We start from the raw sequence: 26453 nt of genomic DNA, 5'->3' as shown, positions 1-26453 counted from the left end.
CGTTCAGGCGATGGGCGGTGCAAGGATCTCCTGGTGATCCGCCGCTCGTCGATCGTCGCCCTCGTCGCCATCCTGCTGCTGGCGGTCAACCTGCGGCCCACCGCGGTCAGCGTGGGCCCGGTCCTGGAAGAGGTCCGGAAAGGCCTGCACATGGGCGCCAGCATGGCGAGCCTGCTGACCTCCCTGCCGGTGCTCGCCTTCGCGCTGTTCGGCTCGGTGGCACCCACGCTCGCGCGCCGGTTCGGCGTCCACCGGGTCACCCTGCTCGCCCTGTTCGCGGTCGCGCTCGGACTGTTCGGCCGCGCCCTCGCCGACGACGAGCTGGCCTTCCTCGCCCTGTCGATGGTCGCCCTCGCCGGGATGGCGCTCGCGAACGTCCTGCTCCCCTCGCTCGTCAAGCTCCACTTCCCCGACCAGATCGGCCGCGTCACCGCGCTCTACACGACGCTGCTGGCCGTCGGGCTGACGCTCGCGCTCACGCTGACCGTCCCGATCTCCCACGCCGGCGGCGGCTGGCGGACCGGCATCGGCGTGTGGGCCCTCGTCGCCGTCGTCGCGGCGATCCCGTGGCTGCCGATGGTCGCGCACGACCAGTCGGTCGACCCCGGTCCGCACACGGTGGGCTTCCTCGAGGTCCTGCGGACCCCGATCGGGGTGTCCATGATCTTCTTCTTCGGCCTGCAGTCGCTCCAGGCGTACGTCGTCTTCGGTTGGTTCGCGACGCTGTGGCGCGACGCCGGCTACTCCGACTCTGCTGCCGGCGTCCTGGTCGGCCTGCTCGCCGCGATGTCCATCCCGCTCTCGCTCTGGGCGCCGGCCGCGCTCGCCCGCAGTGCGCACCCTCGCCGGATCCTGCTGTTCTTCATGCTCTGCTACCCGGTCGGCTACCTCGCGCTGCTGATCGCCCCGCACGGCCTGGCCATCCCGGCCGCCATGCTCGTCGGCGCCGGCGCCGTGACGTTCCCGCTGGTGCTCGTGCTCATCAACATGCGCTCGCGCACGGCCGCCGGCACCGCCGCGCTCTCCAGCGTCGCGCAGTCGGTCGGCTACCTGATCGCCGGCATCGGGCCGTTCGCCATCGGCATCATCCACGAGCACACCGACGGCTGGACAGTGCCGCTGCTGGTGCTCATCGCCGTGTGCGTGCCGCAGACGATCTTCGGCCTGATGTCCGCCCGCCCGGTGTTCGTCGAGGACCAGCTCCGGGTCGCGGAGCGGGCGGCGGCCTGAGCCGTCCCCCCGGTGATTTCGCTGGCCGAACCCGCGGTCGTCGCGTCACGCTGGGCACATGACCGACGCACGTCTGCTCGCCGACGGCCCTTGCGAGCTCGTCGACCCCGAGGACGGGGTCACCACGTGGGCGTCGGTCGACACCTGGGCCGACGCCTGGATCGCCGAGTGGCTGCACGACGAGCGAGGGCCGGCCAGCACGTCTGGCTCAACGACCAGGTCTCCGAGCCCGCCCGGACCCGGCTCGCCCAGCTCGGTGCTCGCGACCTGACGACCGGCGCGCGGCCGGAGGACCTCAGGCCGCGGTGAGCCGGAGCGCGGCGACCACGGCCCGGTAGGTGGCCGCGACGTCGGCCCCCGCGTCGACGACGAGGGCATCCCGCGTCCGGTCCGCCGTCCGCGCCAGCCGACGGTCGTAGTCGTCGACCACCGAACCGCCGCCGTCACCGTCGACGACCCCACGGATGGCGTCGTGCAGCGGGTCGCCGTCCGGACGTCCGTAGAAGCTGGCGCGCGCCTCGCCCGGTGGCGCCTGCAGCAGCACGTGCACGTAGCCGTGCCCTGCCTCGAGCGCCGCGGCCCGGAACCTGGCCCGCTCCTCCTCGCTCGCCAGCATCTGGGGCAGGACGACGTCGTGCCCGCCGTCCAGGTGTGCTCGGATCATGGCCAGGGCCACGGGGCGGATGATCGCGCCGACCGCTTCGAAGTCGTTCCGCCAGCCGCCGACGAGGCAGCGGAGACGGTCGACGTCGCAGTTCAGGACTCCGGGGTGCTCGGCCACGTACCTCTCGGCGATCGTGCTCTTGCCGACTCCCGGTGCGCCGTTGAGGTGGATGAGCGTGGCCACCGCCGCAGCCTAGCGGCGCTCAGAAGATCCGCGGCCAGGCCGAGCCGGGGGCCTGCTCAGACCACCGAGAGCGGCAGCAGCTTCTGGCCCGTGGGGCCGACCTGGATCTCGGTGCCCATCTCAGGGCAGATGGAACCTTTCGCAGATCCATGACGGGCTCACCCGAGCTCGGCGACGTGCGTCATCGTCGGTTCGGCTGCAGTGCGGGCACCGTCAGACGCGGGTTGCCCCCGGCTGCGGCGATGCGGGCGACGAAGGCGGTCGCCTCCTCAGCCTGACGGGCCACCTCAAGTCCTCCGACGACCAGGCTCAGTCCCCCCAGCGCGGTCACAGCACGGGCCACGAGCTCCAGGGCCGCGGGATCGTCGCCACACAGCGCGACCGTCCGCTCGGGGTCAGGGCTGTTGAGCCACATGTGCCCCGCGTACGACTGGAGGGCCTTGACCACGAGGGAGCCTGGTGCCCAGTGGGCGACCTGCTCGGCGAACGAGCCGCTCGCCAACAGGTGCCGGCCCGTCGTCCAGTCGATCGGGTTGGTGGTGTCGATCAGGGGCACACCGGCCAGCGCTCCACCCGGCGCGCCGACGAGGGTCAGCGCCTCCTGGACGCCGTCGGGTGACACGGCGAGTACGACGAGGTCGTGAGCACGAACGGACGAGGCCGCGATCGCCGTGCCGCCGATCTCATTCGCGACCGCTGCTGCGCGGTCGAACGAGCGACCGAAGACGGACAGCTCCTGGCCGGATCGCACCCACGTAGCTCCCAGTGTCGAGGCGAGGTTGCCGGTGCCGATGACGGCGATGCGAAGGCGCGCGGAGCCAGGCGTGTTGCTCGATGAGTTGGTCATGCATGTGACGCTAGGGAGGTGATTCCTACCGATCCGTAGGAGTCGTCTCGAGAGGATGATGATGGTGCTGGCTGATGACTGCGTCCCCTTCGGCGCTGACTGCTACGTCCGCCTCGGCGCCTCGCTGATCGCCCACACCTGGGATCCCGTCGCGCTGGCGGTGTTGCGCGAGGGCCCGCGTCGCCGACGGGACCTGTTGAGCGCCATCGGCGACATCAGCGACAAGTCGCTTCACGAGTCGCTCGGTCGCCTCGTGGCAGCCGGACTCGTCGCTCGTGGGCTCAGCGGTGAGCCGACGTACGACCTGACGCCCCTGGGTCGGTCGTTCGCGTCCGGCCCGCTGTTGACCCTGGCGCGTTGGGCCGAGGACAACTCGACGGCTCTCGCTCGGTAGCGGCGGCTCACACGACCGACAACGGCAGCAACTTCTGCCCGGTGGGCCCGACCTGGATCTCGGTGCCCATCTCAGGGCACACGCCGCAGTCGTAGCAGGGCGTCCACCGGCAGTCCTCGATCTCGATGTCCTCGCCGTCGGCGGCCGCGAGCGCGTCCTCCCAGTCGCCCCACAGCCAGTCCTTGTCGAGGCCGCTGTCGAGGTGGTCCCACGGGAGCACCTCGTCGTAGGCGCGCTCCCGCGTGGTGTACCAGTCGACGTCGACACCGGTGCCCTCGAGCGCACGGGCGGCGGAGGACATCCAGCGCTCGAAGGAGAAGTGCTCGCTCCAGCCGTCGAAGCGGCCGCCGTCGCGCCACACCTCCTCGAGGACCCGGCCGACCCGGCGGTCGCCGCGCGAGAGCAGTCCCTCGACGATGCCGGGCTTGCCGTCGTGGTAGCGGAAGCCGATGGCGCGGCCGAACCGCTTGTCAGACTGCACCTCCTTGCGGAGCTTGGCCAGGCGCTCGTCGGTGGTCGCGTCGTCGAGCTGCGCCGCCCACTGGAACGGCGTGTGCGGCTTGGGGACGAACCCACCGATCGACACGGTGCAGCGGATGTCGTTGCGGCCAGAGACCTCGCGGCCCTTGGCGATGACCTTCTTGGCGAGGTCGGCGATGGCGAGCACGTCCTCGTCGGTCTCGGTCGGGAGGCCGCACATGAAGTAGAGCTTCACCTGGCGCCAGCCGTGCGAGTACGCCGTGGCGACGGTGCGGATGAGGTCCTCCTCGGTCACCATCTTGTTGATGACCCGGCGCATCCGCTCGCTGCCGCCCTCGGGCGCGAACGTGAGACCGGAGCGGCGCCCGTTGCGGGAGAACTCGTTGGCGAGGGTGATGTTGAAGGCGTCTACGCGCGTCGACGGCAACGACAGCGAGATGTTCGAGCCCTCGTAGCGGTCGGCGAGGCCGGTGGCGATGTCGCCGATCTCGGTGTGGTCGGCGCTCGACAGCGACAGCAGGCCGACCTCCTCGAAGCCCGACTTGCGGATGCCGTTCTCCACCATCGCGCCGATGGTGCTGATCGACCGCTCGCGCACCGGCCGGGTGATCATGCCGGCCTGGCAGAAGCGACAGCCGCGCGTGCAGCCGCGGAAGATCTCCACGGAGAACCGCTCGTGGACCGTCTCGGCGAGCGGCACCAGCGGCTTGGCCGGGTAGGGCCACGCGTCGAGGTCCATGAGCGTGTGCTTGCGGACCCGCCACGGGATGCCCGGGCGGTTGGGGACGACGGCCTCGATCGCGCCGTCGGCGCCGTAGGCGACGTCGTAGAACCGGGGCACGTAGACGCCGCCGGACACGGCCAGCCGGCGCAGCAGCTCGTCGCGGCCGCCGGGCTCGCCCTCGCCCTTCCACTCGCGCACGACCTCGGAGATCGCCAGCACGACCTCCTCGCCGTCGCCCAGGACGGCGGCGTCGATGAAGTCGGCGATCGGCTCGGGGTTGAACGCCGCGTGGCCGCCGGCGATGACGACCGGGTCGGCCTCGGTCCGGTCGGCCGCGTGCAGCGGGATGCCGGCCAGGTCGAGGGCGTTGAGCATGTTGGTGTAGCCCAGCTCGGTGGAGAAGCTGATGCCGAAGACGTCGAAGTCCCGCACCGGCCGGTGGGCGTCGACGGTGAACTGCGGGATCGACTCCTCCCGCATGATCTTCTCCAGGTCCGGCCAGACCGCGTAGGTGCGCTCGGCGAGGGTTCCCTCGCGCTCGTTGAGCACCTCGTAGAGGATCGCGACACCTTGGTTCGGCAGGCCGACCTCGTAGGCGTCGGGGTACATCAGCGCCCACCTGACCTGCGTCGTCGAGGGGTCCGCGTCCCAGTCCTTGACAGTCGAGTTCAGCTCGCCGCCGACGTACTGGATCGGCTTGGAGACACGACCGAGGTGCGGCTCGAGGCGGGGGAAGACAGACTCGCCGGACATAGCGTTCAGGGTACGTCGACGGGGCGCCGTGAGCCGATTCGAGCGGGTCGGCCCGACGCGGCCCGGCTCAGCCGTCGGCCGCGTCCTCCCGGGCCTCCGCGGCCGCCACGGCCGCCGAGGCGGACTGCTGTCGGAGCTCGACCTCGGGCATCGTGAGCAGCACGAGAAAGGCGAGCACCCCGAGCCCGCCGGACACCCAGAACACCGACGCGATCGAGTCGGCGAAGCCAGCCTTGAACGGGTGGGCCAGCACGGGGTTCATCCGCTCGATGATCGAGGAGTCGTTCTGCACGTGGGCGAACACGGTGTTGTCCCCGGCGAGCACCTCCCGGTCGATCGAGGACGGCTGGAAGGACGGGTCCTTGGCGAGGGCCGCGATCTGCGGCCGGGCGTCCGCGAACGCGCTCTGGATGTTGGCGCCCACGCTGCCGAACAGCATCGAGAGGAAGATCGCCACGCCGATCGTGCCGCCGATCTGGCGGAAGAACGTGGCCGACGAGGTGGCCATGCCGATCGCGGTGGGCGGCACCGACGACTGCATGGTGAGCATGAGCGGCTGCATGCAGTTGCCGACGCCGTACCCGACGACCAGCATCATGATCGCCACGGTCCACAGGTGCGTGTCGGCCGAGATCGTGGTCAGGGCGAACATCCCGAGCGCCATCAGGCCGGACCCGGCGATGGGAAAGGCCCGCGTGCGGCCCGTCTTCGAGATGATGCGTCCTGAGGTGATCGAGGCGGCCATCAGCCCGGCGACCATCGGCAGCATGAGGAAGCCGGACTCGGTCGGCGTCGCCCCGTGCACGATCTGCATGTAGAGGGGCAGCAGCATCATGCCGCCGAACATGCCCATGCCGACGATGACGCTCGCGATGATGGTCACCACCGCAGGGCGGATGGTGAAGAGCCTGAGCGGGATCAGCGCCGCGTCGCGCATCTTCGCCTCGGCGGCGACGAAGAGCGCCAGGCCGACGGCCGCGATGACGAAGCAGCCGACCGAGCGACCCGAGCTCCAGCCCCATTCCCGGCCCTGCTCCAGCACGACGAGCAGCGGGACCAGGCAGATGCACAGGGCGACGGCCCCCATCCAGTCGATCGCCGAGGACCGCTTGACGTGGTGCACGTGCAGCGTCCGGAAGACGACCACGAGCGCCACGATGCCGATCGGCACGTTGACCAGGAAGACCCAGCGCCAGCCGGTGACCCCGAGGATGGTGTCCGTCCCGGCGAGGAGGCCGCCGATGACCGGGCCCAGCACGCTGGACGAGCCGAAGGTCGCCATGAAGTAGCCGGTGTACTTCGCACGCTCCCGCGGCGAGACGATGTCGCCGATGATCGCGAGCACGAGCGTGAACAGGCCGCCGGCGCCCAGACCCTGGAAGGCGCGGAACGCCGCGAGCTCGTACATCGACGTCGACAGCGAGCACAGCGCCGACCCGATGATGAAGACCGTGATCGCGAACATGAAGAGCTTCTTGCGGCCCCACAGGTCGCCGAGCTTGCCGTAGATCGGCGTCGTGATCGTCGACGTGATCAGGTAGGCGGTCGTCACCCACGCCTGCGCCGACAGGCCATGCAGGTCGTCGGCGATCGTGCGGATCGAGGTCGAGACGATGGTCTGGTCGAGGGCGCCGAGGAACATCGCCAGCATGAGGCCGCTGATGATCCTGAGGATCGCCTGGTGGGAGTACTCCCCCGGTGCCGGCGCCGGCTCGCGGACGGCCGTCGGATCGGGGTCAGGAGTGGTGGGCGTGGTGGCCATTGCCGCCCAATCTACGGCGGCGAGGTCAACGGACGGCCAGCAAGCGCGGAGAGTCGACCATCCGACGCTCCGCCACGGCGACCGACCGGCCGTGGATGTTCTGCAGCAGGCCGACGGCCAGCATCGAGGCGAACATCGAGGTGCCGCCGTACGACAGGAACGGCAGCGGTACGCCGGTCACCGGCATGATGCCCAGGCACATCCCGATGTTCTGGAACGCCTGGAAGCCGAACCAGCACGCGATGCCGGCGGCGGCGATGCGGCCGAAGAGGTCGTCGGTGCGTGCGGCGATCCTCAGCGACCGCCAGAGCACGACGCCGAGCAGCAGGACCAGCACCGCGGCGCCGACCAGGCCGAGCTCCTCGCCGGCGACCGTGAACACGAAGTCGGTGTGCTGCTCGGGCACGAAGCCACCCTGCGTGACCTTGCCGTGGAAGAGGCCCTGGCCGAAAGGCCCGCCGTTGCCGATCGCGATGCGGGCCTGCTGGACGTTGTAGCCGGCGCCCTTCGGGTCGAGGCCCGGGTTGGTGAACGCCATGAAGCGGTCGATCTGGTAGGCCTTGAGCACGCCGGCTGCGATCGCCGCCGCCGCGACGGTCACCCCTGCTCCGGCGAGCAGGGCGAGCCAGCGCCGGGGCGTGCCCGCGGCCGCGAGGACGCCGAAGACCGTCGCCGACAGCACGAGCGTGGTGCCGAGGTCGGGCTGCAGGACGATGAGGGCCGTCGGGACCGCAGCGACGAGCAGCATCGCGACGACGTCCCCCACGCCGACGTGGGTGCGCCAGCGCCCCTCGGTGCGCTCGGCGAGCACCAGCGCCATGCCGATGACGACGGCGAGCTTGGCGAGCTCGGAGGGCTGCAGCGACATCCCGCCGACGTTGATCCACGACCGCGAGCCGTTGATCGTCGCGCCGTTGACCAGGACGAGCACCAGGCCGCCGATCGAGGCGAGGTAGACCAGCGGCGTCACGATCCGGATCCACCGGTGGTCGGTCGCCCAGACCACCGCCATCAGCACGACGCCGATGACCACGTTGACGAGCTGCTTGCGGAGGAACAGGCCGCCGTCGCCGCCGGTCAGCGCGTCGCGGTGCGAGGTGGCGGACCACACCAGCAGGCAGGACACCGTCGCCAGGAGGGCGACGGCACCCATCAGCAGCCAGTCGATGCGGCGCGTGCTCACTGCTTCTCCTCGGTCCGGGCGGGCTCGACGGTCGAGCTGGGCGGGAGGATCGACCCGTCCTTGGCGAAGGTGGGCAGGCCCTTCGGCGGCGTGGTCCCGCGGATGGCGGCGTCCTTCGCCTTCACCTGGTCGTCGGTGATGCCGTAGAGGGACTCCCAGATGTGGCGCACCGGCTCACCGGCGGTACCCGAGCCGGTGCCGCCCTGCGTGACCATCATGATGACGACGTAGTCCCCGTCGAACGTGGCGACCCACGACGTCGACTGCTTGTTCTCGACCTCGGCGGAGCCGGTCTTGCCCCTGATCTTCACCTGGTCGAGCGGGAAGCCGTTGAACTTCCAGGCCAGGGTGCCGACCTTCGGTGTGCCGAGCAGGGCCTGGTTGACGTAGTCGAGGGCCTTCTTCGACACCTTGACGTGCCGCTCGACCTTCGGCTTGATCCGCTTGAGCACGGTGCCGTCCTCGGCGACGACGGCCTTGCCGACCGTCGGCTGGTAGAGCGTGCCGCCGTTGGAGAGGGCGGCGTACGCGCGGGCCAGCTGCAGCGGCGTGACCATGGTGTCGCCCTGGCCGATCGCGAAGTTCGCCGCGTCGCCCTGCCGGAAGTAGTTGCCCTCGAGGCAGAACTCGTGGGCGAACTTCCGCAGGAACGCCGAGTCGGCCTTCCCGGACTTGTCGAGCTTGCAGTAGTAGCCCTTCATGGCGTCGTAGTAGGCCGCCCGCCAGCGCCGGTCGCCGACGCGGCCGCTGGCCTCGCCGGGCAGGTCGACCCCGGTCGAGCTGCCGAAGCCGAACGACTTGGCCGCCGCGGACAGCGGGTCCTTGGCCTTGGCGTTGGCCGGGTCGGACCCGTACTTCTGCCAGAAGTGCAGCCCGACGCGGTAGAAGAACGTGTCGCAGGAGACCTCGAGGGCCCGGGCGAACGTGATGTTGCCGTAGGACTCGGACTCGTAGTTCTTGAACCAGCGGTTGCCGATCTGGAGGCCGCTGGTGCACCCCAGGGTCGTGTCGGTCGGCATCCCGCCGGTGATGGCGCCGCTCGTCATGATCGGCTTCCACGTCGAGCCGGGCGCGAACTGGCCCTGCGTCGCGCGCCCCAGCAGCGGGTTGCCGTTGGCCTTGGAGTAGAGCGCCTTGAGCTGCTTCTGCGTGATGCCGCCGACCCACACCTCCGGGTCGTACGTCGGCTCGCTGGCCATCGCCACGATGCGTCCGGTCTTCGCCTCCATGACCACGGCAGCGCCGGAGTCGGCGACGTAGTTCTTGTGCGTGACCTTGTCGTAGGTCTTGCGGGCGGTGGTGATGGCGTCGTGCAGCTGCTGCTCGACGACGCCCTGGACCTTCGCGTCGATGCTGGTCACGAGCGTGTCACCCGGCTGGGCCGCGATGCTGTCCCCGTCGCCGAGCGGGCGTCCGAGCGAGTCGACGGCGACCGAGGTGTGCCCGGGCAGGCCCCGCAGCCATTCGTCGTACTCCTTCTCGACGCCAGCGCGGCCGACGGCGGAGGTGGCGTTGACCGACGGGTCGTGCCGCTGGGTGGCGGTGTCGTACTCGTCCTCCGTGACCGGGCTCAGGTAGCCGAGCACGTGCGCCAGGTTGACGCCGAACGGCCGCGGGTAGGCGCGGACGGACTGCTGCTCTGCGACGACGGCCGGGTAGTCCTCCGGCTGCTCGAGGATCGTGAGCGCGACCTTCTCCGGCACGTCCTCGGCGACCGGGACCGGCTGGTAGCGCGAGCCGTTCCAGTCGGCGAGCGCCTTCTGGATGTCGGGCACCGCGACCTTCGTCGCCTTCGCGACCCGCTGGAGCAGCTCGGCGCGGTCGCCCGCGTCGAGCTGGGCCAGCACGTTCTTGTCCACCTCGACGACCCATGCCTTGCGGTTGGCCACCAGCGGGCGCCCCATGTCGTCGACGATGAGCCCGCGGGCGGGCTGCTCGACGACCTCGCGGACCGACTGGGAGGCGGCCTTCGCGTGGTAGGTGTCGCCGGTGACGACCTGCAGGTAGTAGAGCCGGACGAGCAGCGTGGCGAAGAGCGAGAAGACGAGCGCCTGCAGCACGATCAGCCGCAGGCGCGAGGTCTTGGCGGTCGCGCTCATCGACTCACCGGGCCGGCTCGAGCCGACGGAACGCCGCCATGACGACGGGCAGGACGAGCGGCGCGAGCAGGACGTCCCAGACCAGGCTGATGCCGATGACCTGCAGCAGCTCGCCGAAGTCGACGGCCGGGTCGCGCAGGATGATCCCGGTGAGCGCGAAGACGCTGCTGCCGACGAAGCTGCACGCCGCCACGGTCACCATCACCGTGGTCGCGTTGGGCGTCGTGCCCGGGCGGGCGTCCTGCCGGACCCGTCCGGCGACGTAGCCGACGACGAGCAGGGCGAGCGCCCAGCGGCCGGCCAGGTGGTCGGCCGGCGGGGCCAGGTCGAGGATCACGCCGGCGGCGAAGCCGGTGACCATGCCGAACTCGCCGCCGCGCACGAGCGCGGCCCCGACCACGACGAGCAGGGCGAGGTCCGGCACGACCCCGTCCCAGGCGAAGGCGTCGAACACGCTCGCCTGCAGCACGACGGCCAGGCTGATCAGCGCGGCCGCCAGCGCGGCCCGGCCGGCGTTCACTTGAGCTTCCCGTCGGCGTCGATGACCGCGCGGTCGCTGCGGGTGCCGCTCGGGACGGCGACGCCGACCACGTCGAGGCTGGAGAAGTCCACGAGCGGCGTGATCCGGGCGCGCTGCGTCGAGTCGCGCACGCTCGAGTAGACGGAGTCGACGACCCCGACCGGCACGCCGGCGACGTACGGCGCGCCCTTGCTGCTCCCCCACGTGACGACCGTGTCGCCCTTGGCCGGGACGACGCTCTGGTCGAGCAGCTCGAGGTCGAGGCGGCCCGCGTGACCGAGCACCCCGTTGCCGTGGACGAAGCCGACCTCCATGCTGCTGCCGACCCGGCCGCCGACGACGGAGTCGGCGTCGACGATGAGCAGCACCGTCGCCGTCGAGCGCGACACCCGCAGCACCCGGCCGACCAGGCCGGCGGCGTTGACCACGGTCATGTCGGGCTCGATGCCCGCCTCGGAGCCCGCGTCGATGGTGACGGTTCGGGAGAACGACTGGCTGGCGCCGTACCCGATGACACGCGCGGGTACGACGGCGTAGCCCATGTTCTGCGCGGCGGCGGTGAGGCCCTCGTACTCCGCCAGCTTGTTGCGGTCGAACCCGGCCGTGGCGACCTCCTGGCGCAGCGCCGCGTTGGCGGCCTCGAGGTCACCGACGCGGTCGCGGAGGGCGCCCTGCGTTTGGAACCAGTCGGCGGTGCTGGTGAGCGGCCGCGCGACCGTGCTCGCGGCCGACTCGAGCGGGCCGTAGACCTCGCCGAGGAGCCGTCGGGCGGGCGTCAGCGCCGGCCCGGTCAGGTCGAGCACCAGCAGGACGGCGCAGGCGAGCACGAGTGCCACCGCCGTCGGGCGCTTGGGCGCGCCCGGTTCGGGGTGCTCCAGCCGCCCGCGCCGGTTGAGTCGCTCGGGAGTCAGGATCGCCATGTCAGTACCGCCGGTTGTCGGCGACGAGGACCTGGCGCAACGCCTCGAACTCCTCCACGCAGCGGCCGGCGCCGAGGGCGACGCTGGTCAGCGGTGAGTCGGCGAGGTGGACGGGCATGCCCGTCTCGTGGCGCAGTCGCTCGTCGAGGCCGCGGAGGAGGGCTCCGCCGCCGGTGAGAACGATGCCGCGGTCCATGATGTCGCCGGCGAGCTCCGGAGGCGTCTGGTCGAGGGTCGCGCGGACCGCGTCGACGATGTCGTGGACCGGCTCCTCGAGGGCCTTGCGGATCTCGGCGCTCGAGACCGTGACGGTGCGCGGCAGCCCGGAGACGAGGTCGCGGCCACGGATCTCCGCCTCGGGCTCGCTGCTCATGGGGAAGGCGTTGCCGAGGGTCATCTTGACCTCCTCGGCGGTGCGCTCGCCCAGGAGCAGGGAGTGCTCCTTCTTCATCCACTGCACGAGTGCGTTGTCCAGGTCGTCGCCGGCCGTCCGCACGCTGAGGCTGGTGACGATGCCGCCGAGCGAGATGACGGCGACCTCGGTCGTGCCACCGCCGACGTCGACGACCATGTTGCCGGTCGGCAGGTGCACGGGCAGCCCGGCCCCGATGGCCGCGGCCATCGGTTCCTCGACGATGTAGACGCGGCGCGCGCCGGCCTGGTAGCCGGCCTCCTTCACGGCGCGCTGCTCGACGGCGGTGATGCCGCTCGGCACGCAGATCACCATGCGCGGCTTGGCGAAGTAGCGGCGCCGGTGCACCTGCTGGATGAACCAGCGCAGCATCTGCTCGGTCGCCTCGAAGTCGGCGATGACGCCGTCCTTGAGCGGACGCAGGGCCGTGATGTTGTCGGGCGTGCGGCCGAGCATGGTCTTCGCCTCGTGGCCGACGGCGAGCACCTCACCGGTCGACTGGTTCAGGGCGACGACCGAGGGCTCGTCGACGAGCACGCCCTTGCCGCGTACGTAGACGAGCGTGTTGGCGGTGCCGAGGTCGACCGCCATGTCGCGGCCGATGAAGCTGTTGGCCATGGGTTGAGCTCCGCGTCCTGTGATCCGGGGAAGAGTGGGACGGCAGGACGGCCGCGCCCGCGATCGAGGCTAGGCGCGCGGACCGGCGATTCCGCTGAGGCACGCCGAGACTCCTGTGACTGATGTGACTCAGTTGCCGGCGTGGACCCGGCGGATTCAGGCGGGCGGCGCGGTGCTCTCGCGGACGACGAGCTCGGTGGCGAGGTCGATGCGCAGGCTCGAGATGGCCTCGCCGCGGGCCAGGCCGAGCACCATCCGGGTCGCCGTGGCCGCCATCTCCGCGAGCGGCTGGTCGACGGTGGTCAGCGCCGGCGCGATCCACTCGGCCACCGAGAGGTTGTCGTAGCCGACGACGGAGAGGTCCTCGGGCACTCGGAGGCCGAGCTCTCGCGCGGCGCGCAGCACCCCCAGGGCCTGGTAGTCCGAGCCGGCGAAGATCGCCGTCGGCCGGTCGGCCCGTTCCAGCAGGCGGCGCCCGTGCTCGTAGCCGCCGCCGACGTAGAAGTCGCCGTAGCGGATCAGCGACGGGTCGAGGTCGACCTGCGCCTGCTCCAGGGCGGAGCGGTAGCCGTCGACCCGCGCCCGGCTGCACAGGACGTCGCCTGGGCCGGAGATGACCGCGATCCGCCGGTGCCCCAGCTCGAGGAGGTGCCGGGTCGCCGCGAGGCCGCCTGCCCAGTTCGCCGACCCGACGGTCGGTACGCCGGGGACCTGCTCCCCCGCGGTGTCGACCAGGACGTAGGGGATGGAGCGCGTCTCCAGCTGGCGCCGCTGCTCCGGCGCGAGCTCCGACTGCACGAGGATCACCCCGCGCGGACGACGCTGGAGCACGTCGTCGAGCCACTGCTGACGTGGGCGGTGCGCTCCGCCGAGCTCGGACAGGACCACGCCCATCCGGTGCTGGCCGGCCACCCGCTCCACGCTGGCGATGATCTCCAGCGCCCACGGCGAGTCCAGCTCGTGGAAGACGAGCTCGAGCAGGCCCGACCCCGCCGCGCTCGCCGCGCGACGGGGCCGGTAGCCATGACGCTGGATGACGGTCTCCACCCGCTCGCGGGTGGAGACCGAGACATCGACGCGCCCGTTGACCACCTTCGACACGGTGGCGACGGAGACGCCCGCCTCCCTCGCGATCGTGCCGATGGTCACCGGGGCTTCCTGAGCCCCGGCGTCAGCGGGCGCGTCGATCCTCATGCCGCCATCATCCCTTGACGTGCACCACGACGACGTGGGACACGACGGCTCCACCCGGACCGGTGAAGACCGCGCGGTAGCGGGCGCCGTCGAGCTTGCGCTTGGCCTTGAGGACCAGCGTCGGGCGGTGCGCGCCCTTGACGGTCACCCAGCGGTGCTTCTTCTTGCTCCAGACCTGCCAGGACACGCTCTTGAAGCCGCTGGCGGTGGCCACGATGCGGACCGTGTGGCCGACCTTGACCGTGACCGAGTGCTTCGGCTGGTGGGTCACCACCGGAGGCGTGGGCTTCGTCGGGTGGGTGGTGCCGCCGCCGGTGCCGCCGCCGGTGCCGCCGCCGTTGTCACCGCCGCCCGACGTGCTCGCCGCCACCAGCTGTCCGACGCCCCAGCGGGACGTGGTCTGGTAGGCGGACCCGGTCTGCTCGGCCCAGCCGTAGTTGGCGGTACGGGCCCCGCCGGCGCCGTCGTTGATCTCGTAGTCGAGACCCTGGAAGGTGCCGACGCCGGTGTGCTCCTTCAGGTCGATCCGCGCCTCGACGACGTAGCCGCCGGGGACGCGCTCGGCCTGGCTCGTCAGGCGCGCCTTCTGGGCCGCCTCGGTGTCGCCGGCACCGAAGGAGATGTCGCCGTTGGCCCCGAGACGCATCTGGGCGTCGTCCGCGCGGTAGGAGCCGTTCTTCGCGTTGCCCGGGTCGGTGAAGACCTCGATCGAGTCACGCTCGTAGGCGTTCGGCGAGGAGTCGCCGCCCTCCGCAGCACCGGTCCGGTCGCTCACCTCGGCGTAGAGGTAGAGGTACTGCCCCTTCCAGAGCTGGTAGACCTTCGCGGTCGTGTCGTTGGCGGTGCCCTGGATGAGCTTGCTCGTGGCGACGCTGGAGGCCTCGCTCCACACCGGGTCCTTGGTGCCGTCGATCGTCGGCGCGGCCGAGGCCTCCGGGATCGTGGTGAGCGAGAGCGGCTCCTTGAGCTGGAGCGTGCCCAGCGCGCCCGGCGTGTTCCAGGCGGCCACCGTCGCGCCGTCGGTGGTGCTGACGTCGAACTTGGTGGTGCCGTCCATCGCGAGGCCGGTCGCCGGCAGGTCGACCACCGCCTTCCACCCGCTCGCGGTCGAGACGACGTGGGCGGTGACTCCCGAGCCGGTGACCGTGCCGTCCCGCTTGACGGTGGCGGTGCGCTGGTCGGCACCCCACGTGAAGGTCGCGGCGTCAACGGCGGTGTCGGTCGTGTCCTGGACGCTGACGTAGGCGGTCAGGTGGTCGTGCGACCAGCGCACCTGGAACCCTGCGGAGTCACCGATCGCGTGCAGCGGCTGGGCGCCCCACTCGACGGCGGCCGGGTCGCTGATGTCAGCGGTGCCCTGCTCGAAGACGATCGCGCTGAGCTGCTTGGCGGGCAGGTCCTGGTCGGTCACGCCGTAGTAGGCCGGCTTGGCCTGCAGGTCGTCACCGAACAGCAGCGGGGCGCCGTCCTTGGCACGCCAGCTCTGGCCGTCGGTGAGACCCCAGACCGTCGCCGAGAAGATGTCCGCGTCGTCGCTCCACTCCTCGCGGAGCATGTCGAACACCGACTTGTAGTAGTAGCCCTGGTCGATCTGGTTGGCCTCCGTGACCGGCGTACCGGTCGGGACGTCCAGCTCGGTGACGGCCTGCTGCAGCTCGCCGCCATTGGCGGTCCGGATGCCTTGGAACGCCTCGATGGCCGACCGCAGGGCGCTGACCGGGGTCGAGAGGGTGACGTGGAACTGGTGACCGATCCCGTCGATCGGGGTGCCCTCGTCGATGAGGCGGTTGACCAGGTCGAGCACGCGACCGCGCTTGCCGGCCTGCTCGGTGTTGTAGTCGTTGTAGAAGAGCTTGATCGGGCGGGTCGCGCCGTCGGCGGCGTACGTGTGGTTGAACGCCTGCTCCGCGTAGGTGAACGCGTCCTCGATGTAGCTCTTGCCGAGGATCTGGTACCAGTGCGTCTGGCGCAGGTCGTCGGCGTCGCCGACGTTGTCCGAGACGGCCTCGTTGACCACGTCGAAGGAGACCAGCGGGTTGGTCGCGCTGCCGAACTTGCCGTACTTGTCCGACAGGTACCTCGCCACGTGGTCGATGTGGTCCTCGAGCCGCTGCCGCATGATCGCCTGGTCGGCCGGGCTGTTGGTCAGGTAGGCGGCGCTGTCGTTCTTGTCGACCTTGAAGAACCAGTCGGGCGTCTGCTGGTACCACGCCAGCGTGTGACCGTAGACGCGCAGGTGGTTCTGCTGCGCGTAGGTCATCAGCTGGTCGGCCTCGTCGTTGACCGACACGAAGTCGTGGGTAGTCGTGTCGTACCACGCCTCCGGCTTCATGAAGTTCTCCGGCGTGACCTGGTCGAAGTGCTTGGTGAGCAGATCCGCCTTGTAGCCGGTGGTCTGCTCCTTGGTGATCGCGGCACCGACCGGGAAGGGCAGGGTGTCCTTGATCGCCGTCAGGTCGTTCTGGATGCCCTGGACCGTGGGGATGGTGACCTGGAGGTTGTCGAAGAGGACGTCGGCGGTGTTGTCCAGCGAGTGGTCGCTGTGCCACTTCGTCTCGAGGTAGATCTGGGTGGAGTCGCCCGCCGGCACCGTGAACTTGCCGGACACGTGCGTCCAGCCGGTGTTCGAGACCTCGGTGAACTTGAGGGCGTTGGTGTACGCCGGGTCGGCGCTGCCGACCTTGTTGGCGATGCTCAGGTCGATCTCGTCCGTCGGCTGGCCGGCCGCGAAGCGGACGTCACCGTCGAACTGGTAGGTGGTGTCGGGGAGCAGCAGGCAGGTCGTGTCGTAGAGCGGGCCCTGGCCCTGGCTCACGCGGCCGCTGACGGTGAGCGCGTGGTCACTGCTCTTGCCGCCGTCCACGATGGCGAGGTGCGCCGCGCCGTGGCCGTCGTCACGGCCGACCCATCCGCCCGTCGTGCCGTCCTCGAAGCCGGAGCCGATCACGGTGTCGCTGGGCGGTCCGGTGACGACGAAGTCGTCCACGTAGTAGTCGTAGGCGGCCTTCGGCGACACGTCGCCCATGCCGAGGTAGAACTGCAGCGTGGTGAGATCGACGCCGGCGGGGAGCGTGTACTCGCCACCGATCGCGTACCACCCGTCGGCCGTGACAGCGTCCGCCTTGGTGCCGACGGTGCTGTAGTTGCCGTCCTTGGCGACGATCTTGCCGAGGGCCGAGCCGGCCTGGCCCGCGGCGAGGCGGACCTTCGCCGTGATCGTGACCTTGTCGCCCGCCTTGAAGGAGGAGAACGCGCCGGCAGCCGTGGCGACGCCGAAGTAGTCAGCGGTCCGGTTCTTGACCCGGAGCGCGGTGCTGTCGCCGACCGTCTCGTAGGCGAAGCTGCTCTCGTCGCCGTAGCCGAAGGGGACGAGCCCGTCGGTCTTGCCGTCCTCGAAGGTCGCCGACAGGAGGCGCTGCCCGGGCCGCGGGTCACAGGTCGTGCCGCCGCCGGCGGGTGCGTTCGGCGTGATCGTCACGTTGTCGAGCAGGACGGCCCCCGTGTAGGCGGAGCCGAAGTCGACGTAGAGGGTGGCCTTCGTGGCGCCGGCCGGCAGCGTGTAGGTGCCGCCGATGGAGGTCCAGCCACCGGCGCTCAGCGCGGTCGGGTTGCCGACCCAGCCGTAGTGGTCGTCCGCCGCGCCGACCTTGTCGTTCACCGTGAAGTGGACCGAGGCGGAGGGCTGGTCGGCGTCGAGCAGTCGCGCCTGGGCGGAGATCGTGTAGGTCACCCCCTCCTGCACCAGCGGAAGCAGGTCGACCGCCTGACCCCGGTGGCCCGCCGTGACGCCGGTGACCTCGAGCGAGTGGTTCGCGGCGTCGCCGGGATTCGCCACGACGCTCACGGTCGAGCCGTCGTTGCCGAACCAGCTGCCCTGTCCGTCCTCGAACGTGCTGGTGAGCACCGGCGTCGGGTCGGCCGCCTGGGCGCTCGGCGTGAACCCCAGCGGGGCCAGCACCATGGCTCCGGTGATCGCACTGGCCGCAAGCCCGCGTCCGAAAGTTTCGCGGAGCAGTCCCCGCTTGTTCACGTGCATCAAGTCACTCCTTTTACACGCGGCCCACCCGCGAGTGTGACGGAGGTTACACACCACTCGAGACCCTGACCAGACCCGATCGGTGACGATTCCGAGCGAAAGTTTCGTGAACACGGGCGCGAGCGGAGACGATCGTTCTCGCCTGCTCTCAGGTCTACGGTGGGTCCATGCGACGTCTGTTCGGGATGACGGTGCTGGCGGTCGCGGCCGGCCTGGCCCTCGTGCTGGTCGTCGGACTGGTGTCAGCGGCGCCGGCAGGCGCGAAGCCCGATCCGCGCTGGCGCTTCTACACGCACGACACGACCCGCTACACCTCGCCGTGGTTCGCGGGCGCGCGCCGGATCATGGTCCCCTTCGGCTGCACCCGGGCGCCCTACTACGACCCGGACCCGCGCTGCGCGCACCGCCGCGGCTTCCACCACGGGATCGATGTCGCGATGCCGTGCGGCACCCCGATCTACGCCGGCCATCGAGGCCGGGTCCTCAGGCCGTCGGTGCCGGGCACGCCCGGGCCGGCGTACGGGGTCCACCCGTTCCGCCTCCGGTCAGGGCCGCACGACATCCTCATCGGGCACGCACGGAGGGTCTACGTGAGGCCGGGCCAGCTGGTGCACCGCGGCCAGCTCATCGCTCGTGCGTCCGACTCCGGGGCACCCGACGGCTGTCACCTGCACTTCGAGGTGCGCCCGAACGACGGCGGCTACACCACGGCGATCGCACCCAGGCGCTACCTCGAGCTCACGCCGCGCGCGAGACCGTGACCCCCGGTCGACTCAGCCCGGGGCGCCCCTAGGCTGCTGGGGGTCAGAAGTTCTCGGCAGCGTGAGGAGTGTCCGATGCAGCAGGTGAAGGCGGTCGTCGCGAGGGGCAAGGGGCTCCCGGTCGAGCTCACGACGATCAACGTGCCCGACCCCGGGCCGGGCGAGGCGGTCGTGCAGGTGCAGGCCTGCGGCGTCTGCCACACCGACCTGCATTACCGCGAGGGCGGCATCAACGACGACTTCCCCTTCCTGCTCGGCCACGAGGCCGCCGGCGTCGTCGAGGCGGTCGGCGCGGGCGTCACCGACGTCGCCCCGGGCGACTTCGTGATCCTCAACTGGCGCGCCGTCTGCGGACAGTGCCGGGCGTGCAAGCGCGGCGAGCCGTGGTACTGCTTCGCGACCCACAACGCGACGCAGCGGATGACTCTCGAGGACGGGACCGAGCTCACGCCGGCGCTCGGCATCGGCGCCTTCGCCGAGAAGACGCTCGTCGCCGCGGGCCAGTGCACCAAGGTCGACCCCTCCGCGCGTCCGGCGGCGGTCGGCCTGCTCGGCTGCGGCGTGATGGCCGGCATCGGCGCGGCGATCAACACCGGGGCCGTGACGCGCGGGAAGTCGGTCGCCGTGATCGGCTGCGGCGGCGTGGGCGCCGCGGCGATCGCCGGATCGGCGCTGGCCGGCGCGTCCCCGATCATCGCCGTCGACATCGACGCCAAGAAGCTCGCGAAGGCACGCGAGCTCGGCGCCACGCACACCGTCGACTCCTCGCAGGTCGACCCCGTCGAGGAGATCAGGCGGATCGCCGCGGAGCGCTACGAGGGTGCCGACGGCGCCGACGTGGTCATCGAGGCGGTCGGCCGCCCGGAGACGTGGAAGCAGGCGTTCTACGCCCGCGACCTGGCGGGCACGGTGGTCCTGGTCGGCGTACCCACGCCCGACATGAAGGTGCCCGACCTGCCGCTCATCGACATCTTCGGTCGCGGTGGCGCCCTGAAGTCGAGCTGGTACGGCGACTGCCTGCCCTCCCGCGACTTCCCGATGCTCGTCGACCTCTACCAGCAGGGGCGGCTGGACCTGGACGCGTTCGTGACGGAGGAGATCGGGATGGGCGACATCGAGGCCGCCTTCGAGCGCATGCACCACGGCGACGTGCTCCGCTCGGTGGTGATCCTCTGATGGCCGCCCACGTGGACCACGGCGTCACGTCCGGCACGTTCAGCCTGGACGGGCAGACCTTCGACGTCGACAACAACGTGTGGGTGGTCGGCGACGACGCGGAGTGCATCGTCATCGACGCGCCGCACTCGGTGGACGACATCCTCGCCGTCGTCGGCGACCGCACGGTGCGCGCCATCGTGTGCACCCACGCCCACGACGACCACGTCCGGGTCGCGCCGGAGCTCAGCGAGCGCACCGGCGCCCCGATCCTGCTCCACCCCGACGACAAGCCGGTGTGGGAGCTGACCCACGGGAGGATCGGCGAGGCCGACGGGCGGCGCTGGGACCAGGACCTGGCCGACGGTCAGACCATCGAGGTCGCCGGCACCACCCTCGAGGTGCTCCACACGCCCGGCCACGCCCCGGGCGCCGTCTGCCTGTCCGCACCCGAGCTGGGCTGCGTCTTCACCGGCGACACGCTCTTCGACGGGGGCCCGGGTGCGACCGGTCGCTCCTACAGCGACAGCGACCTGATCCTGGAGTCCATCCGGACCCGGCTGTTCACGCTGCCGGAGTCCACCGTGGTGCACACGGGCCACGGCGACGACACCACGATCGGGGCCGAGAAGGCCCGCGACGCGGGCTGAGCGTCAGGCGCTCGGGAACCAGATCGAGATCTCGCGCTCGGCCGACTCCGGGGCGTCCGAGCCGTGCACGAGGTTCTGCTGCACCTTCAGGCCCCAGTCGCGGCCCAGGTCGCCGCGGATGGTGCCGGGAGCAGCTGTCGTCGGGTCGGTCGCGCCGGCCAGCGAGCGAAAGCCCTCGATGACCCGCTCCCCCTCGACCACCATCGCGGCGACCGGGCCCGAGAGCATGAACTCGACCAGCGGCTCGTAGAACGGCTTGCCCTCGTGCTCGGCGTAGTGCGCCGCCAGGATCTCGGGCGTCGCCGTCCGCAGCTCCAGCGCGATCAGCGTGTAGCCCTTGGCCTCGATCCGCCGGATCACCTCGCCGGTGAGTCCACGACGGACGCCGTCGGGCTTGACGAGGACGAGTGTGCGCTGGGTCATGGCGGTGACCCTAACGGGACGAGTCGTACGCCGCGAAAGCGGCCGCCCGCTCGCGGTCGATGCGGCGGCCCAGGAAGTCGGCCATGCCCCACAGGAGCGCAAAGATCCCGCCGAGCACGAACATGATCCCGACCGCGAAGCCGAGCGCGATGGCGCCGGCCTGGATCGCCCAACCGAGGGCGTAGGCCCACGGCCGACGCAGCAGCCCCGCGACGAGGACGCAGGCCAGGAGCAGCCCGAGACCCGTCGCGAGCGCGACACCGGTCGAGACGTCCGCGACGGAGATCATCACCGGCGTGGTGAGCCCGAGCGTGATCGCCTCCAGGGCGAGCACGGCCGCGCACATGCCACGCCGCGGCGACTTGTCGCGCTCGTTCTGACCAGCCCCCGAGGGACGAGGGGGCGTGTCGAAGGGCTCGCTGGTCACTTCGCACCTCCGAGCAGCACGCGGGCCTCGCCGACCGTCACGACGGAGCCGGTCACGAGCACGGCGCCGGTGCTCAGGGAGTCGCTGCCGCCCGACTCGGCCAGCGCCGCGGCGGCGTCGATCGCGTCGGCCAGCCGCGGGACGACGGTGACCCGGTCCTCGCCGAAGATCGGGACGGCCACCTCGGCGAGCCGGGAGGCCCGCATCGCGCGCTCGGTGGAGTTCTGCGTGACGATCAGATGCTCGAGGTGCGGCTCGAACGCGGCGAGCACGCCCTCGACGTCCTTGTCGCCCATCACCCCCATGACGCCGATGAGCGGCGAGAACGAGAACGAGTCCTCGAGGGCAGCGGCGGTCGCCTCCGCGCCGTGCGGGTTGTGGGCAGCGTCCAGCACGATCGTGGGCGAGCGGCGGACGACCTCGAGCCGGCCGGGCGAGGTGACCTGCGCGAAGGCGTCGCGGACGATCTGGTCGCCCAGGCCGTCCTCGCCCCCGGCGAAAGCCTCCACGGCGGCGAGCGCGACCGCGGCGTTCTGCGCCTGGTGGGCGCCGTAGAGCGGCAGGAAGAGGTCGTCGTACGTCGCCCGGAGACCCTTGAGCGTCACCACCTGGCCACCGACGGCCGGAGTGCGCGTGACCACGCCGAAGTCGACGCCCTCGCGCAGGAGCGTCGCGCCGACCTCCGCGGCCCTGGCCTGCAGCACGGCGAGCACGTCGTCCGGCTGCTCGGCGACGACGACGAGGGCGCCCTCCTTGATGATCCCGGCCTTCTCGACGGCGATCGCGGCGGGCGTGCCACCGAGGTACTGTGCGTGGTCGACCGAGATCGGAGTGACGACGGCGACCGTGCCGTCGGCGACGTTCGTCGCGTCCCAGGCGCCGCCCATGCCGACCTCCACGACCGCCACGTCGACCGGCGCCTCGGCGAACTTCGCGTAGGCCATGCCGACGACCGTCTCGAAGAACGACAGCGGGTGGGCCTGCTCGGCGTCCACCAGGTGCGTGTAGGGCGCGACGTCGTTGAACGCGTCGACGAACGCCTCGTCGGACAGCGGCTCGCCGTCGATGCTGATCCGCTCGCTCATCTTCTCGACGTGCGGACTGGTGAAACGGCCGGTGCGCAGGTCGAGCGCGCGCAGCAGCGTGTCGATCATGCGGGACGTCGACGTCTTGCCGTTGGTGCCGGTGAGGTGGATGACCGGGTAGCCGCGCTGCGGGTCACCGAGGAGCTCGGTGAACGCCTCGATGCGGTCGAGCGACGGCTCGAGCCTGGTCTCGGGCCAACGGGAGAGCAGGGCGTCCTCCGCCTCGGCGAAGGTCTGGGCCGGGCGGGCGGCAGGCGTGTCGGTCATGGCCTCCCGAGTCTAGGTGTGGAGGAGGAGGTTGGCCGTATCCGCCACCGGCCGGTAGCCGATCGCCGCGTAGATCCGGTTCGAGACCGGGTTGTCCACGTCGGTGAACAGGCAGACCCGGTGGCCGTCGTCGAGCAGTCGGCGGGTCGCGGCGGCGACCGCCGCCGTGGCGTAGCCGTGACCCCGGTGCGCCCGGGGTGTGTAGACCGGGCCGATGCAGGAGACGCCTTGCGCCGGCGGCTTGGTGTTGGTGACGTGGACGACCTCACCGTCGACCTCCCAGAACCACACCTCGCCCTGCTCGATCCGGCGGCGGGCGGCGGCGACGTCGAACCCGGGGTCGCTCGGGTGCGGGTCGTCGTGGCCGGCCTGCTCGGCGGCCTCGGCACCGAAGACGGCGTACCAGTCCCGCACCAGCTCGGCCTCGTCCGGCCGTGCCTGCCGGAGCGAACCGGGCACCCCGGCCGGGTCGGTCAGCTCGCCGACCTCCCAGAGCCTCACCTGCTCGAAGACCCGCGCGGTCCGGCCCGACAGCCGGGCGGTCTCCTCGGCGACGAGGCGCGCGGTCGGGAGCAGGCCGTTGACACCGTCGATCCGCTCGCCGCGCTCGTGGAGCGCCCGGGCGAGGGTGAGCGCCGCCTGCTCCGGCATGGCCAGCACGTAGGGCGGGTGCGGCTCGAAGGGCGCCGTACGCATGGCCGCGCCGACGACCGCGCCCGCCCCGGCCCGGACGACGAGCCACCACCGGGGCCAGGTGGCCTCGGGACGGATCCCCGCCTCGGCGTCGCGCACCTCGCGCTCCGCGAGCGTGGCCACGACCGTTGACTCGACCGGCCGCTCGGAGAGCCAGTCGCCGGCCGACGCCAGGAACTCCCCGGCGTCGGTGTGGAACTCGAGGATCGGGCCCGTCATAGGTGCAGGCTCGCTGGTCCGTGGAGCCCCCGACAACCTGGTTTCGCCTGCGGGAATGCACGCGCCCTAGGATTTCCTCCATGACCGAGACCCAGCAGACGCAGCCCGATCTCCCGGGCACCCCGGATACGACGACCGCACCGCGCGCCGTCGTCGTACCCGAGAAGCCTGCGCTCGAGGGTCTCGAGGCGAAGTGGGGCGAGCGGTGGAAGGCCGACGACACCTACGCGTTCGACCGGACGCAGCCCCGCGAGAACGTCTACGCGATCGACACTCCCCCGCCCACCGTCAGCGGCAGCCTGCACGTCGGGCACGTGTTCTCCTACACCCACACCGACGTCGTCGCGCGCTTCCAGCGGATGCGCGGCAAGACCGTCTTCTACCCGATGGGCTGGGACGACAACGGTCTCCCCACCGAGCGGCGCGTCCAGAACTACTTCGGCGTGCGCTGCGACCCGAGCCTGCCCTACGACCCCGACTTCACCCCGCCGGAGAAGCCGGACGCCAAGAAGCAGGTCCCGGTCAGCCGCCCGAACTTCATCGAGCTGTGCGAGCGGCTCGTCGTGGAGGACGAGAAGGTCTTCGAGGAGGTCTGGCGCACGGTCGGCCTCTCGGTCGACTGGAAGCAGACCTACACGACCATCGGGCCGAAGGCGCAGGCCGTCAGCCAGCGCGCGTTCCTGCGCAACCTCGCCCGCGGCGAGGCCTACCTGCAGGAGGCGCCCACGCTGTGGGACGTCACGTTCCAGACCGCGGTCGCCCAGGCCGAGTTGGAGGCGCGCGAGTACCCGGGCGCCTACCACCGGGTCGCGTTCCACCGTCCCGACGGGACGCCCGTCCACATCGAGACGACCCGCCCCGAGCTCATCCCGAGCGTGGTCGCCCTCATCGCCCACCCCGACGACGAGAGGTACGCCGGCCTGTTCGGCACGACCGTCACGAGCCCGGTGTTCGGCGTCGAGATCCCGGTCCTCGCCCACCCGGCCGCCGAGCCTGACAAGGGCGCCGGCATCGCGATGTGCTGCACGTTCGGTGACCTCACCGACGTCCAGTGGTGGCGCGAGCTGCAGCTGCCCATTCGCACCCTGGTCGGCCGCGACGGCCGGATGAGCCGCGAGACCCCTGAGTGGCTCGCGAGCGAGACCGCCTCGGCGGCGTACGAGGAGCTCAAGGGGAAGACGACCCACTCCGCCCGCGAGGCGATGGTCGCCAAGCTGCGCGAGACCGGCGACCTCGTGGGCGACCCCAAGCCCACCCAGCGGATGGCGAACTTCTACGAGAAGGGCGACAAGCCGCTCGAGATCGTGGCCACCCGGCAGTGGTACATCACCAACGGCGGCCGCGACACCTCGCTGCGCGACGCCCTCGTCGCCGCCGGCGACCAGATCACCTGGCTCCCGGGCCACATGAAGCACCGCTACGACAACTGGGTCGGCGGCCTCAACGGCGACTGGCTGATCTCGCGGCAGCGCTTCTTCGGCATCCCGTTCCCGGTCTGGTACCGCCTCGACGACGAGGGCGAGCCCGACTACGAGCGGCCCCTGCTGGCGACCGAGGCGCAGCTGCCGATCGACCCGTCGACCGCCGCGCCCGAGGGCTACACCGAGGAGCAGCGCGGCAAGCCGGGCGGCTTCGTCGGCGACCCCGACGTCATGGACACCTGGGCGACCTCGTCGCTCACGCCGCACATCGCGGGTGGCTGGGGCACCGACGACGACCTGTTCGAACGGGTCTTCCCGATGGACCTGTGCACCAACGCCCACGACATCATCCGGACCTGGCTCTTCTCCCGCGTCGTCCGCGCGCACTTCGAGAACGACACCGTGCCGTGGCACCACGCCATGATCTCGGGCTTCATCCTCGACCCGGACCGCAAGAAGATGTCCAAGTCGAAGGGCAACGTCGTCGTCCCGACCGAGATCCTCGAGAAGTTCGGCGCCGACGCGGTCCGCTGGCGCGCGGCGATGGCCCGGCCCGGCCTGGACTCGCCGTTCGACCAGACCCAGATGAAGGTCGGCCGCCGCCTCGCGGTCAAGGTCCTCAACGCCTCGAAGTTCGTCCTCGACGGTGTCAAGGCCACCGAGCTCAACGCCTTCGAGGTGAGCGAGCTGGTCGACTGCGCCCTGCTCGCGCGGCTCAAGGACGTCATCGCCAAGGCGACCGACGCGTTCGAGGCCTACGACTACACGACGGCCCTCGAGACGACCGAGAAGTTCTTCTGGGAGTTCTGCGACGACTACGTCGAGCTCGTCAAGGAGCGCGCCTACGCCGAGGAGGACAGCTCGGCGAAGTCGTCGGCGAAGGCCACCCTCGCCATCGCCCTGCACGCCCAGCTGCGGCTGCTCGCGCCGTTCCTCCCCTACGTCACTGAGGAGGTCTGGTCCTGGTGGCAGGAGGGTTCCATCCACCACGCCTCGTGGCCGACCGAGCTCGAGCTCGGCTCCGCCGCGGCGGCTGACCCGACCAGCCTCGACGCGGTTGCGGCCGCGCTCACCGGCCTGCGCGGCGTGAAGTCGCAGGCCAAGGTCTCGATGCGGGCCGAGCTGTCCCGTGCGACGGTGACCGGCCCCGAGGCGCTCGTGCGGGCCGCCGAGGTGGCGGCCGACGACCTGCGCAAGAGCAGCCGCATCACCGGCGAGCTGGCGTTCGTCGTCGACGGGTCGGCGACCGAGCTCAGCGTCGACGCCGAGCTCGCGGAGCAGCCGGCCGGCTGACCGGCCCCGGATGCAGCGCGGCCCGCCACCCCTCGGGGTG

22 protein-coding genes are annotated in these 26453 nt (G+C 71.1%); 7 read left to right on the top strand and 15 right to left on the bottom strand.

Annotated elements, in window-relative coordinates:
• Nucleotides 1-33: 33 nt before the first annotated feature.
• Nucleotides 34-1230: an MFS transporter gene (locus QDS12_RS07880; RefSeq protein ID WP_279878262.1), complete on the top strand. Its 1197-nt coding sequence runs from the start codon at nucleotides 34-36 to the stop codon at nucleotides 1228-1230.
• Between the two features lie 58 nt (nucleotides 1231-1288).
• Nucleotides 1289-1501 carry a hypothetical protein gene (locus QDS12_RS07875; protein WP_279878260.1) on the top strand — a complete coding sequence of 71 codons (213 nt, stop codon included), beginning with the start codon at nucleotides 1289-1291 and terminating at the stop codon, nucleotides 1499-1501.
• A 24-nt stretch (nucleotides 1502-1525) separates the two neighbouring features.
• Here the strand turns inward: QDS12_RS07875 and QDS12_RS07870 are convergent, their stop codons facing one another.
• Together QDS12_RS07870 and QDS12_RS07865 are read right to left on the bottom strand one after the other, a co-directional pair.
• A complete protein-coding gene (locus tag QDS12_RS07870; RefSeq protein WP_279878258.1) occupies nucleotides 1526-2077 on the bottom strand; it encodes an AAA family ATPase in 552 nt (183 codons plus the stop codon).
• Between the two features lie 181 nt (nucleotides 2078-2258).
• On the bottom strand, nucleotides 2259-2924 hold the full coding sequence (locus tag QDS12_RS07865; RefSeq protein WP_279878257.1) for an NAD(P)-binding domain-containing protein: 666 nt from the start codon (nucleotides 2922-2924) through the stop codon (nucleotides 2259-2261).
• 64 nt (nucleotides 2925-2988) lie between these two features.
• On the opposite strand from QDS12_RS07865, the gene QDS12_RS07860 reads away from it, so the two are divergent.
• On the top strand, nucleotides 2989-3318 hold the full coding sequence (locus QDS12_RS07860) for a winged helix-turn-helix transcriptional regulator (protein ID WP_279878256.1): 330 nt from the start codon (nucleotides 2989-2991) through the stop codon (nucleotides 3316-3318).
• A 7-nt stretch (nucleotides 3319-3325) separates the two neighbouring features.
• Here QDS12_RS07860 and QDS12_RS07855 read toward each other — a convergent pair whose 3' ends face one another.
• From QDS12_RS07855 to QDS12_RS07815, 9 genes are all read right to left on the bottom strand, one after another.
• Nucleotides 3326-5275, bottom strand: a complete 1950-nt coding sequence (locus tag QDS12_RS07855) for a TIGR03960 family B12-binding radical SAM protein (RefSeq protein WP_279878254.1) — start codon at nucleotides 5273-5275, stop codon at nucleotides 3326-3328.
• Nucleotides 5276-5342: 67 nt separating this feature from the next.
• Nucleotides 5343-7037: a DHA2 family efflux MFS transporter permease subunit gene (locus QDS12_RS07850; protein ID WP_279878253.1), complete on the bottom strand. Its 1695-nt coding sequence runs from the start codon at nucleotides 7035-7037 to the stop codon at nucleotides 5343-5345.
• A 25-nt stretch (nucleotides 7038-7062) separates the two neighbouring features.
• Nucleotides 7063-8220 carry a rod shape-determining protein RodA gene (gene rodA / locus QDS12_RS07845; protein WP_279878251.1) on the bottom strand — a complete coding sequence of 386 codons (1158 nt, stop codon included), beginning with the start codon at nucleotides 8218-8220 and terminating at the stop codon, nucleotides 7063-7065.
• Nucleotides 8217-10319: a penicillin-binding protein 2 gene (gene mrdA, locus QDS12_RS07840; protein WP_279878249.1), complete on the bottom strand. Its 2103-nt coding sequence runs from the start codon at nucleotides 10317-10319 to the stop codon at nucleotides 8217-8219. Before mrdA ends, rodA begins: the two co-directional genes overlap by 4 nt.
• Before the next feature lie 4 nt (nucleotides 10320-10323).
• Complete coding sequence (gene mreD, locus QDS12_RS07835) at nucleotides 10324-10839, bottom strand: rod shape-determining protein MreD (RefSeq protein WP_279878247.1); 516 nt, start codon at nucleotides 10837-10839, stop codon at nucleotides 10324-10326.
• A complete protein-coding gene (gene mreC / locus QDS12_RS07830; protein ID WP_279878246.1) occupies nucleotides 10836-11759 on the bottom strand; it encodes a rod shape-determining protein MreC in 924 nt (307 codons plus the stop codon). The genes mreD and mreC overlap by 4 nt, the downstream gene beginning before the upstream one ends.
• A 1-nt stretch (nucleotide 11760) precedes the next feature.
• Entirely contained in the window at nucleotides 11761-12789 is a 1029-nt protein-coding gene (locus QDS12_RS07825) for a rod shape-determining protein (RefSeq protein ID WP_279878245.1), read from the bottom strand.
• Nucleotides 12790-12945: 156 nt separating this feature from the next.
• Nucleotides 12946-13983: a LacI family DNA-binding transcriptional regulator gene (locus tag QDS12_RS07820; protein ID WP_279878244.1), complete on the bottom strand. Its 1038-nt coding sequence runs from the start codon at nucleotides 13981-13983 to the stop codon at nucleotides 12946-12948.
• Between the two features lie 7 nt (nucleotides 13984-13990).
• Complete coding sequence (locus QDS12_RS07815; RefSeq protein ID WP_279878242.1) at nucleotides 13991-18019, bottom strand: endo-1,4-beta-xylanase; 4029 nt, start codon at nucleotides 18017-18019, stop codon at nucleotides 13991-13993.
• Nucleotides 18020-18186: 167 nt separating this feature from the next.
• Here QDS12_RS07815 and QDS12_RS07810 point away from each other — a divergent pair, with 167 nt between their 5' ends.
• The 3 genes from QDS12_RS07810 (at nucleotide 18187) to QDS12_RS07800 (ending at nucleotide 20585) form a co-directional block, all read left to right on the top strand.
• Nucleotides 18187-18780 (top strand): M23 family metallopeptidase, encoded by a 594-nt coding sequence (locus QDS12_RS07810; protein ID WP_279878240.1) that lies wholly within the window; start codon nucleotides 18187-18189, stop codon nucleotides 18778-18780.
• A 75-nt stretch (nucleotides 18781-18855) separates the two neighbouring features.
• Nucleotides 18856-19956, top strand: a complete 1101-nt coding sequence (locus QDS12_RS07805; RefSeq protein WP_279878238.1) for an S-(hydroxymethyl)mycothiol dehydrogenase — start codon at nucleotides 18856-18858, stop codon at nucleotides 19954-19956.
• Nucleotides 19956-20585 (top strand): MBL fold metallo-hydrolase, encoded by a 630-nt coding sequence (locus tag QDS12_RS07800; protein ID WP_279878236.1) that lies wholly within the window; start codon nucleotides 19956-19958, stop codon nucleotides 20583-20585. The genes QDS12_RS07805 and QDS12_RS07800 overlap by 1 nt, the downstream gene beginning before the upstream one ends.
• A gap of 3 nt (nucleotides 20586-20588) precedes the next feature.
• On the opposite strand, the gene ndk is transcribed toward QDS12_RS07800, so the two are convergent.
• The 4 genes from ndk to QDS12_RS07780 are packed head-to-tail and all read right to left on the bottom strand — an operon-like array spanning nucleotide 20589 to nucleotide 23699.
• Nucleotides 20589-21008: a nucleoside-diphosphate kinase gene (gene ndk / locus QDS12_RS07795; protein WP_279878234.1), complete on the bottom strand. Its 420-nt coding sequence runs from the start codon at nucleotides 21006-21008 to the stop codon at nucleotides 20589-20591.
• Nucleotides 21009-21018: 10 nt separating this feature from the next.
• Nucleotides 21019-21435: a DUF4233 domain-containing protein gene (locus tag QDS12_RS07790; protein ID WP_279878231.1), complete on the bottom strand. Its 417-nt coding sequence runs from the start codon at nucleotides 21433-21435 to the stop codon at nucleotides 21019-21021.
• Nucleotides 21432-22787 (bottom strand): bifunctional folylpolyglutamate synthase/dihydrofolate synthase, encoded by a 1356-nt coding sequence (locus QDS12_RS07785; RefSeq protein WP_279878229.1) that lies wholly within the window; start codon nucleotides 22785-22787, stop codon nucleotides 21432-21434. Before QDS12_RS07785 ends, QDS12_RS07790 begins: the two co-directional genes overlap by 4 nt.
• A 12-nt stretch (nucleotides 22788-22799) precedes the next feature.
• Nucleotides 22800-23699 carry a GNAT family N-acetyltransferase gene (locus QDS12_RS07780; protein WP_279878227.1) on the bottom strand — a complete coding sequence of 300 codons (900 nt, stop codon included), beginning with the start codon at nucleotides 23697-23699 and terminating at the stop codon, nucleotides 22800-22802.
• Between the two features lie 80 nt (nucleotides 23700-23779).
• Between QDS12_RS07780 and valS the strand changes: the two genes are divergently transcribed.
• Nucleotides 23780-26413, top strand: a complete 2634-nt coding sequence (gene valS / locus QDS12_RS07775; protein WP_279878226.1) for a valine--tRNA ligase — start codon at nucleotides 23780-23782, stop codon at nucleotides 26411-26413.
• The last annotated feature ends 40 nt before the right edge of the window (nucleotides 26414-26453 follow it).

The sequence above is a fragment of the Nocardioides sp. CER19 genome (genome assembly GCF_029846275.1).
In the GTDB taxonomy this organism is placed as follows: Bacteria; Actinomycetota; Actinomycetes; order Propionibacteriales; family Nocardioidaceae; genus Nocardioides.
Note: the sequence above shows the minus strand (reverse complement) of the source record. Positions and strands in the feature narration are given on the sequence as shown.

Bases quoted from the DNA above. Each gene is read 5' to 3' on its own strand.
- QDS12_RS07875 (WP_279878260.1), top strand. From the start codon at position 1,289: ATGACCGACGCACGTCTGCTCGCCGACGGCCCTTGCGAGCTCGTCGAC.
- QDS12_RS07865 (WP_279878257.1), bottom strand. From the start codon at position 2,924: ATGACCAACTCATCGAGCAACACGCCTGGCTCCGCGCGCCTTCGCATC.
- QDS12_RS07855 (WP_279878254.1), bottom strand. From the start codon at position 5,275: ATGTCCGGCGAGTCTGTCTTCCCCCGCCTCGAGCCGCACCTCGGTCGT.
- QDS12_RS07850 (WP_279878253.1), bottom strand. From the start codon at position 7,037: ATGGCCACCACGCCCACCACTCCTGACCCCGATCCGACGGCCGTCCGC.
- mrdA (WP_279878249.1), bottom strand. From the start codon at position 10,319: ATGAGCGCGACCGCCAAGACCTCGCGCCTGCGGCTGATCGTGCTGCAG.
- mreC (WP_279878246.1), bottom strand. From the start codon at position 11,759: ATGGCGATCCTGACTCCCGAGCGACTCAACCGGCGCGGGCGGCTGGAG.
- QDS12_RS07825 (WP_279878245.1), bottom strand. From the start codon at position 12,789: ATGGCCAACAGCTTCATCGGCCGCGACATGGCGGTCGACCTCGGCACC.
- QDS12_RS07820 (WP_279878244.1), bottom strand. From the start codon at position 13,983: ATGAGGATCGACGCGCCCGCTGACGCCGGGGCTCAGGAAGCCCCGGTG.
- QDS12_RS07815 (WP_279878242.1), bottom strand. From the start codon at position 18,019: ATGCACGTGAACAAGCGGGGACTGCTCCGCGAAACTTTCGGACGCGGG.
- QDS12_RS07810 (WP_279878240.1), top strand. From the start codon at position 18,187: ATGCGACGTCTGTTCGGGATGACGGTGCTGGCGGTCGCGGCCGGCCTG.
- QDS12_RS07805 (WP_279878238.1), top strand. From the start codon at position 18,856: ATGCAGCAGGTGAAGGCGGTCGTCGCGAGGGGCAAGGGGCTCCCGGTC.
- QDS12_RS07800 (WP_279878236.1), top strand. From the start codon at position 19,956: ATGGCCGCCCACGTGGACCACGGCGTCACGTCCGGCACGTTCAGCCTG.
- ndk (WP_279878234.1), bottom strand. From the start codon at position 21,008: ATGACCCAGCGCACACTCGTCCTCGTCAAGCCCGACGGCGTCCGTCGT.
- QDS12_RS07785 (WP_279878229.1), bottom strand. From the start codon at position 22,787: ATGACCGACACGCCTGCCGCCCGCCCGGCCCAGACCTTCGCCGAGGCG.
- QDS12_RS07780 (WP_279878227.1), bottom strand. From the start codon at position 23,699: ATGACGGGCCCGATCCTCGAGTTCCACACCGACGCCGGGGAGTTCCTG.
- valS (WP_279878226.1), top strand. From the start codon at position 23,780: ATGACCGAGACCCAGCAGACGCAGCCCGATCTCCCGGGCACCCCGGAT.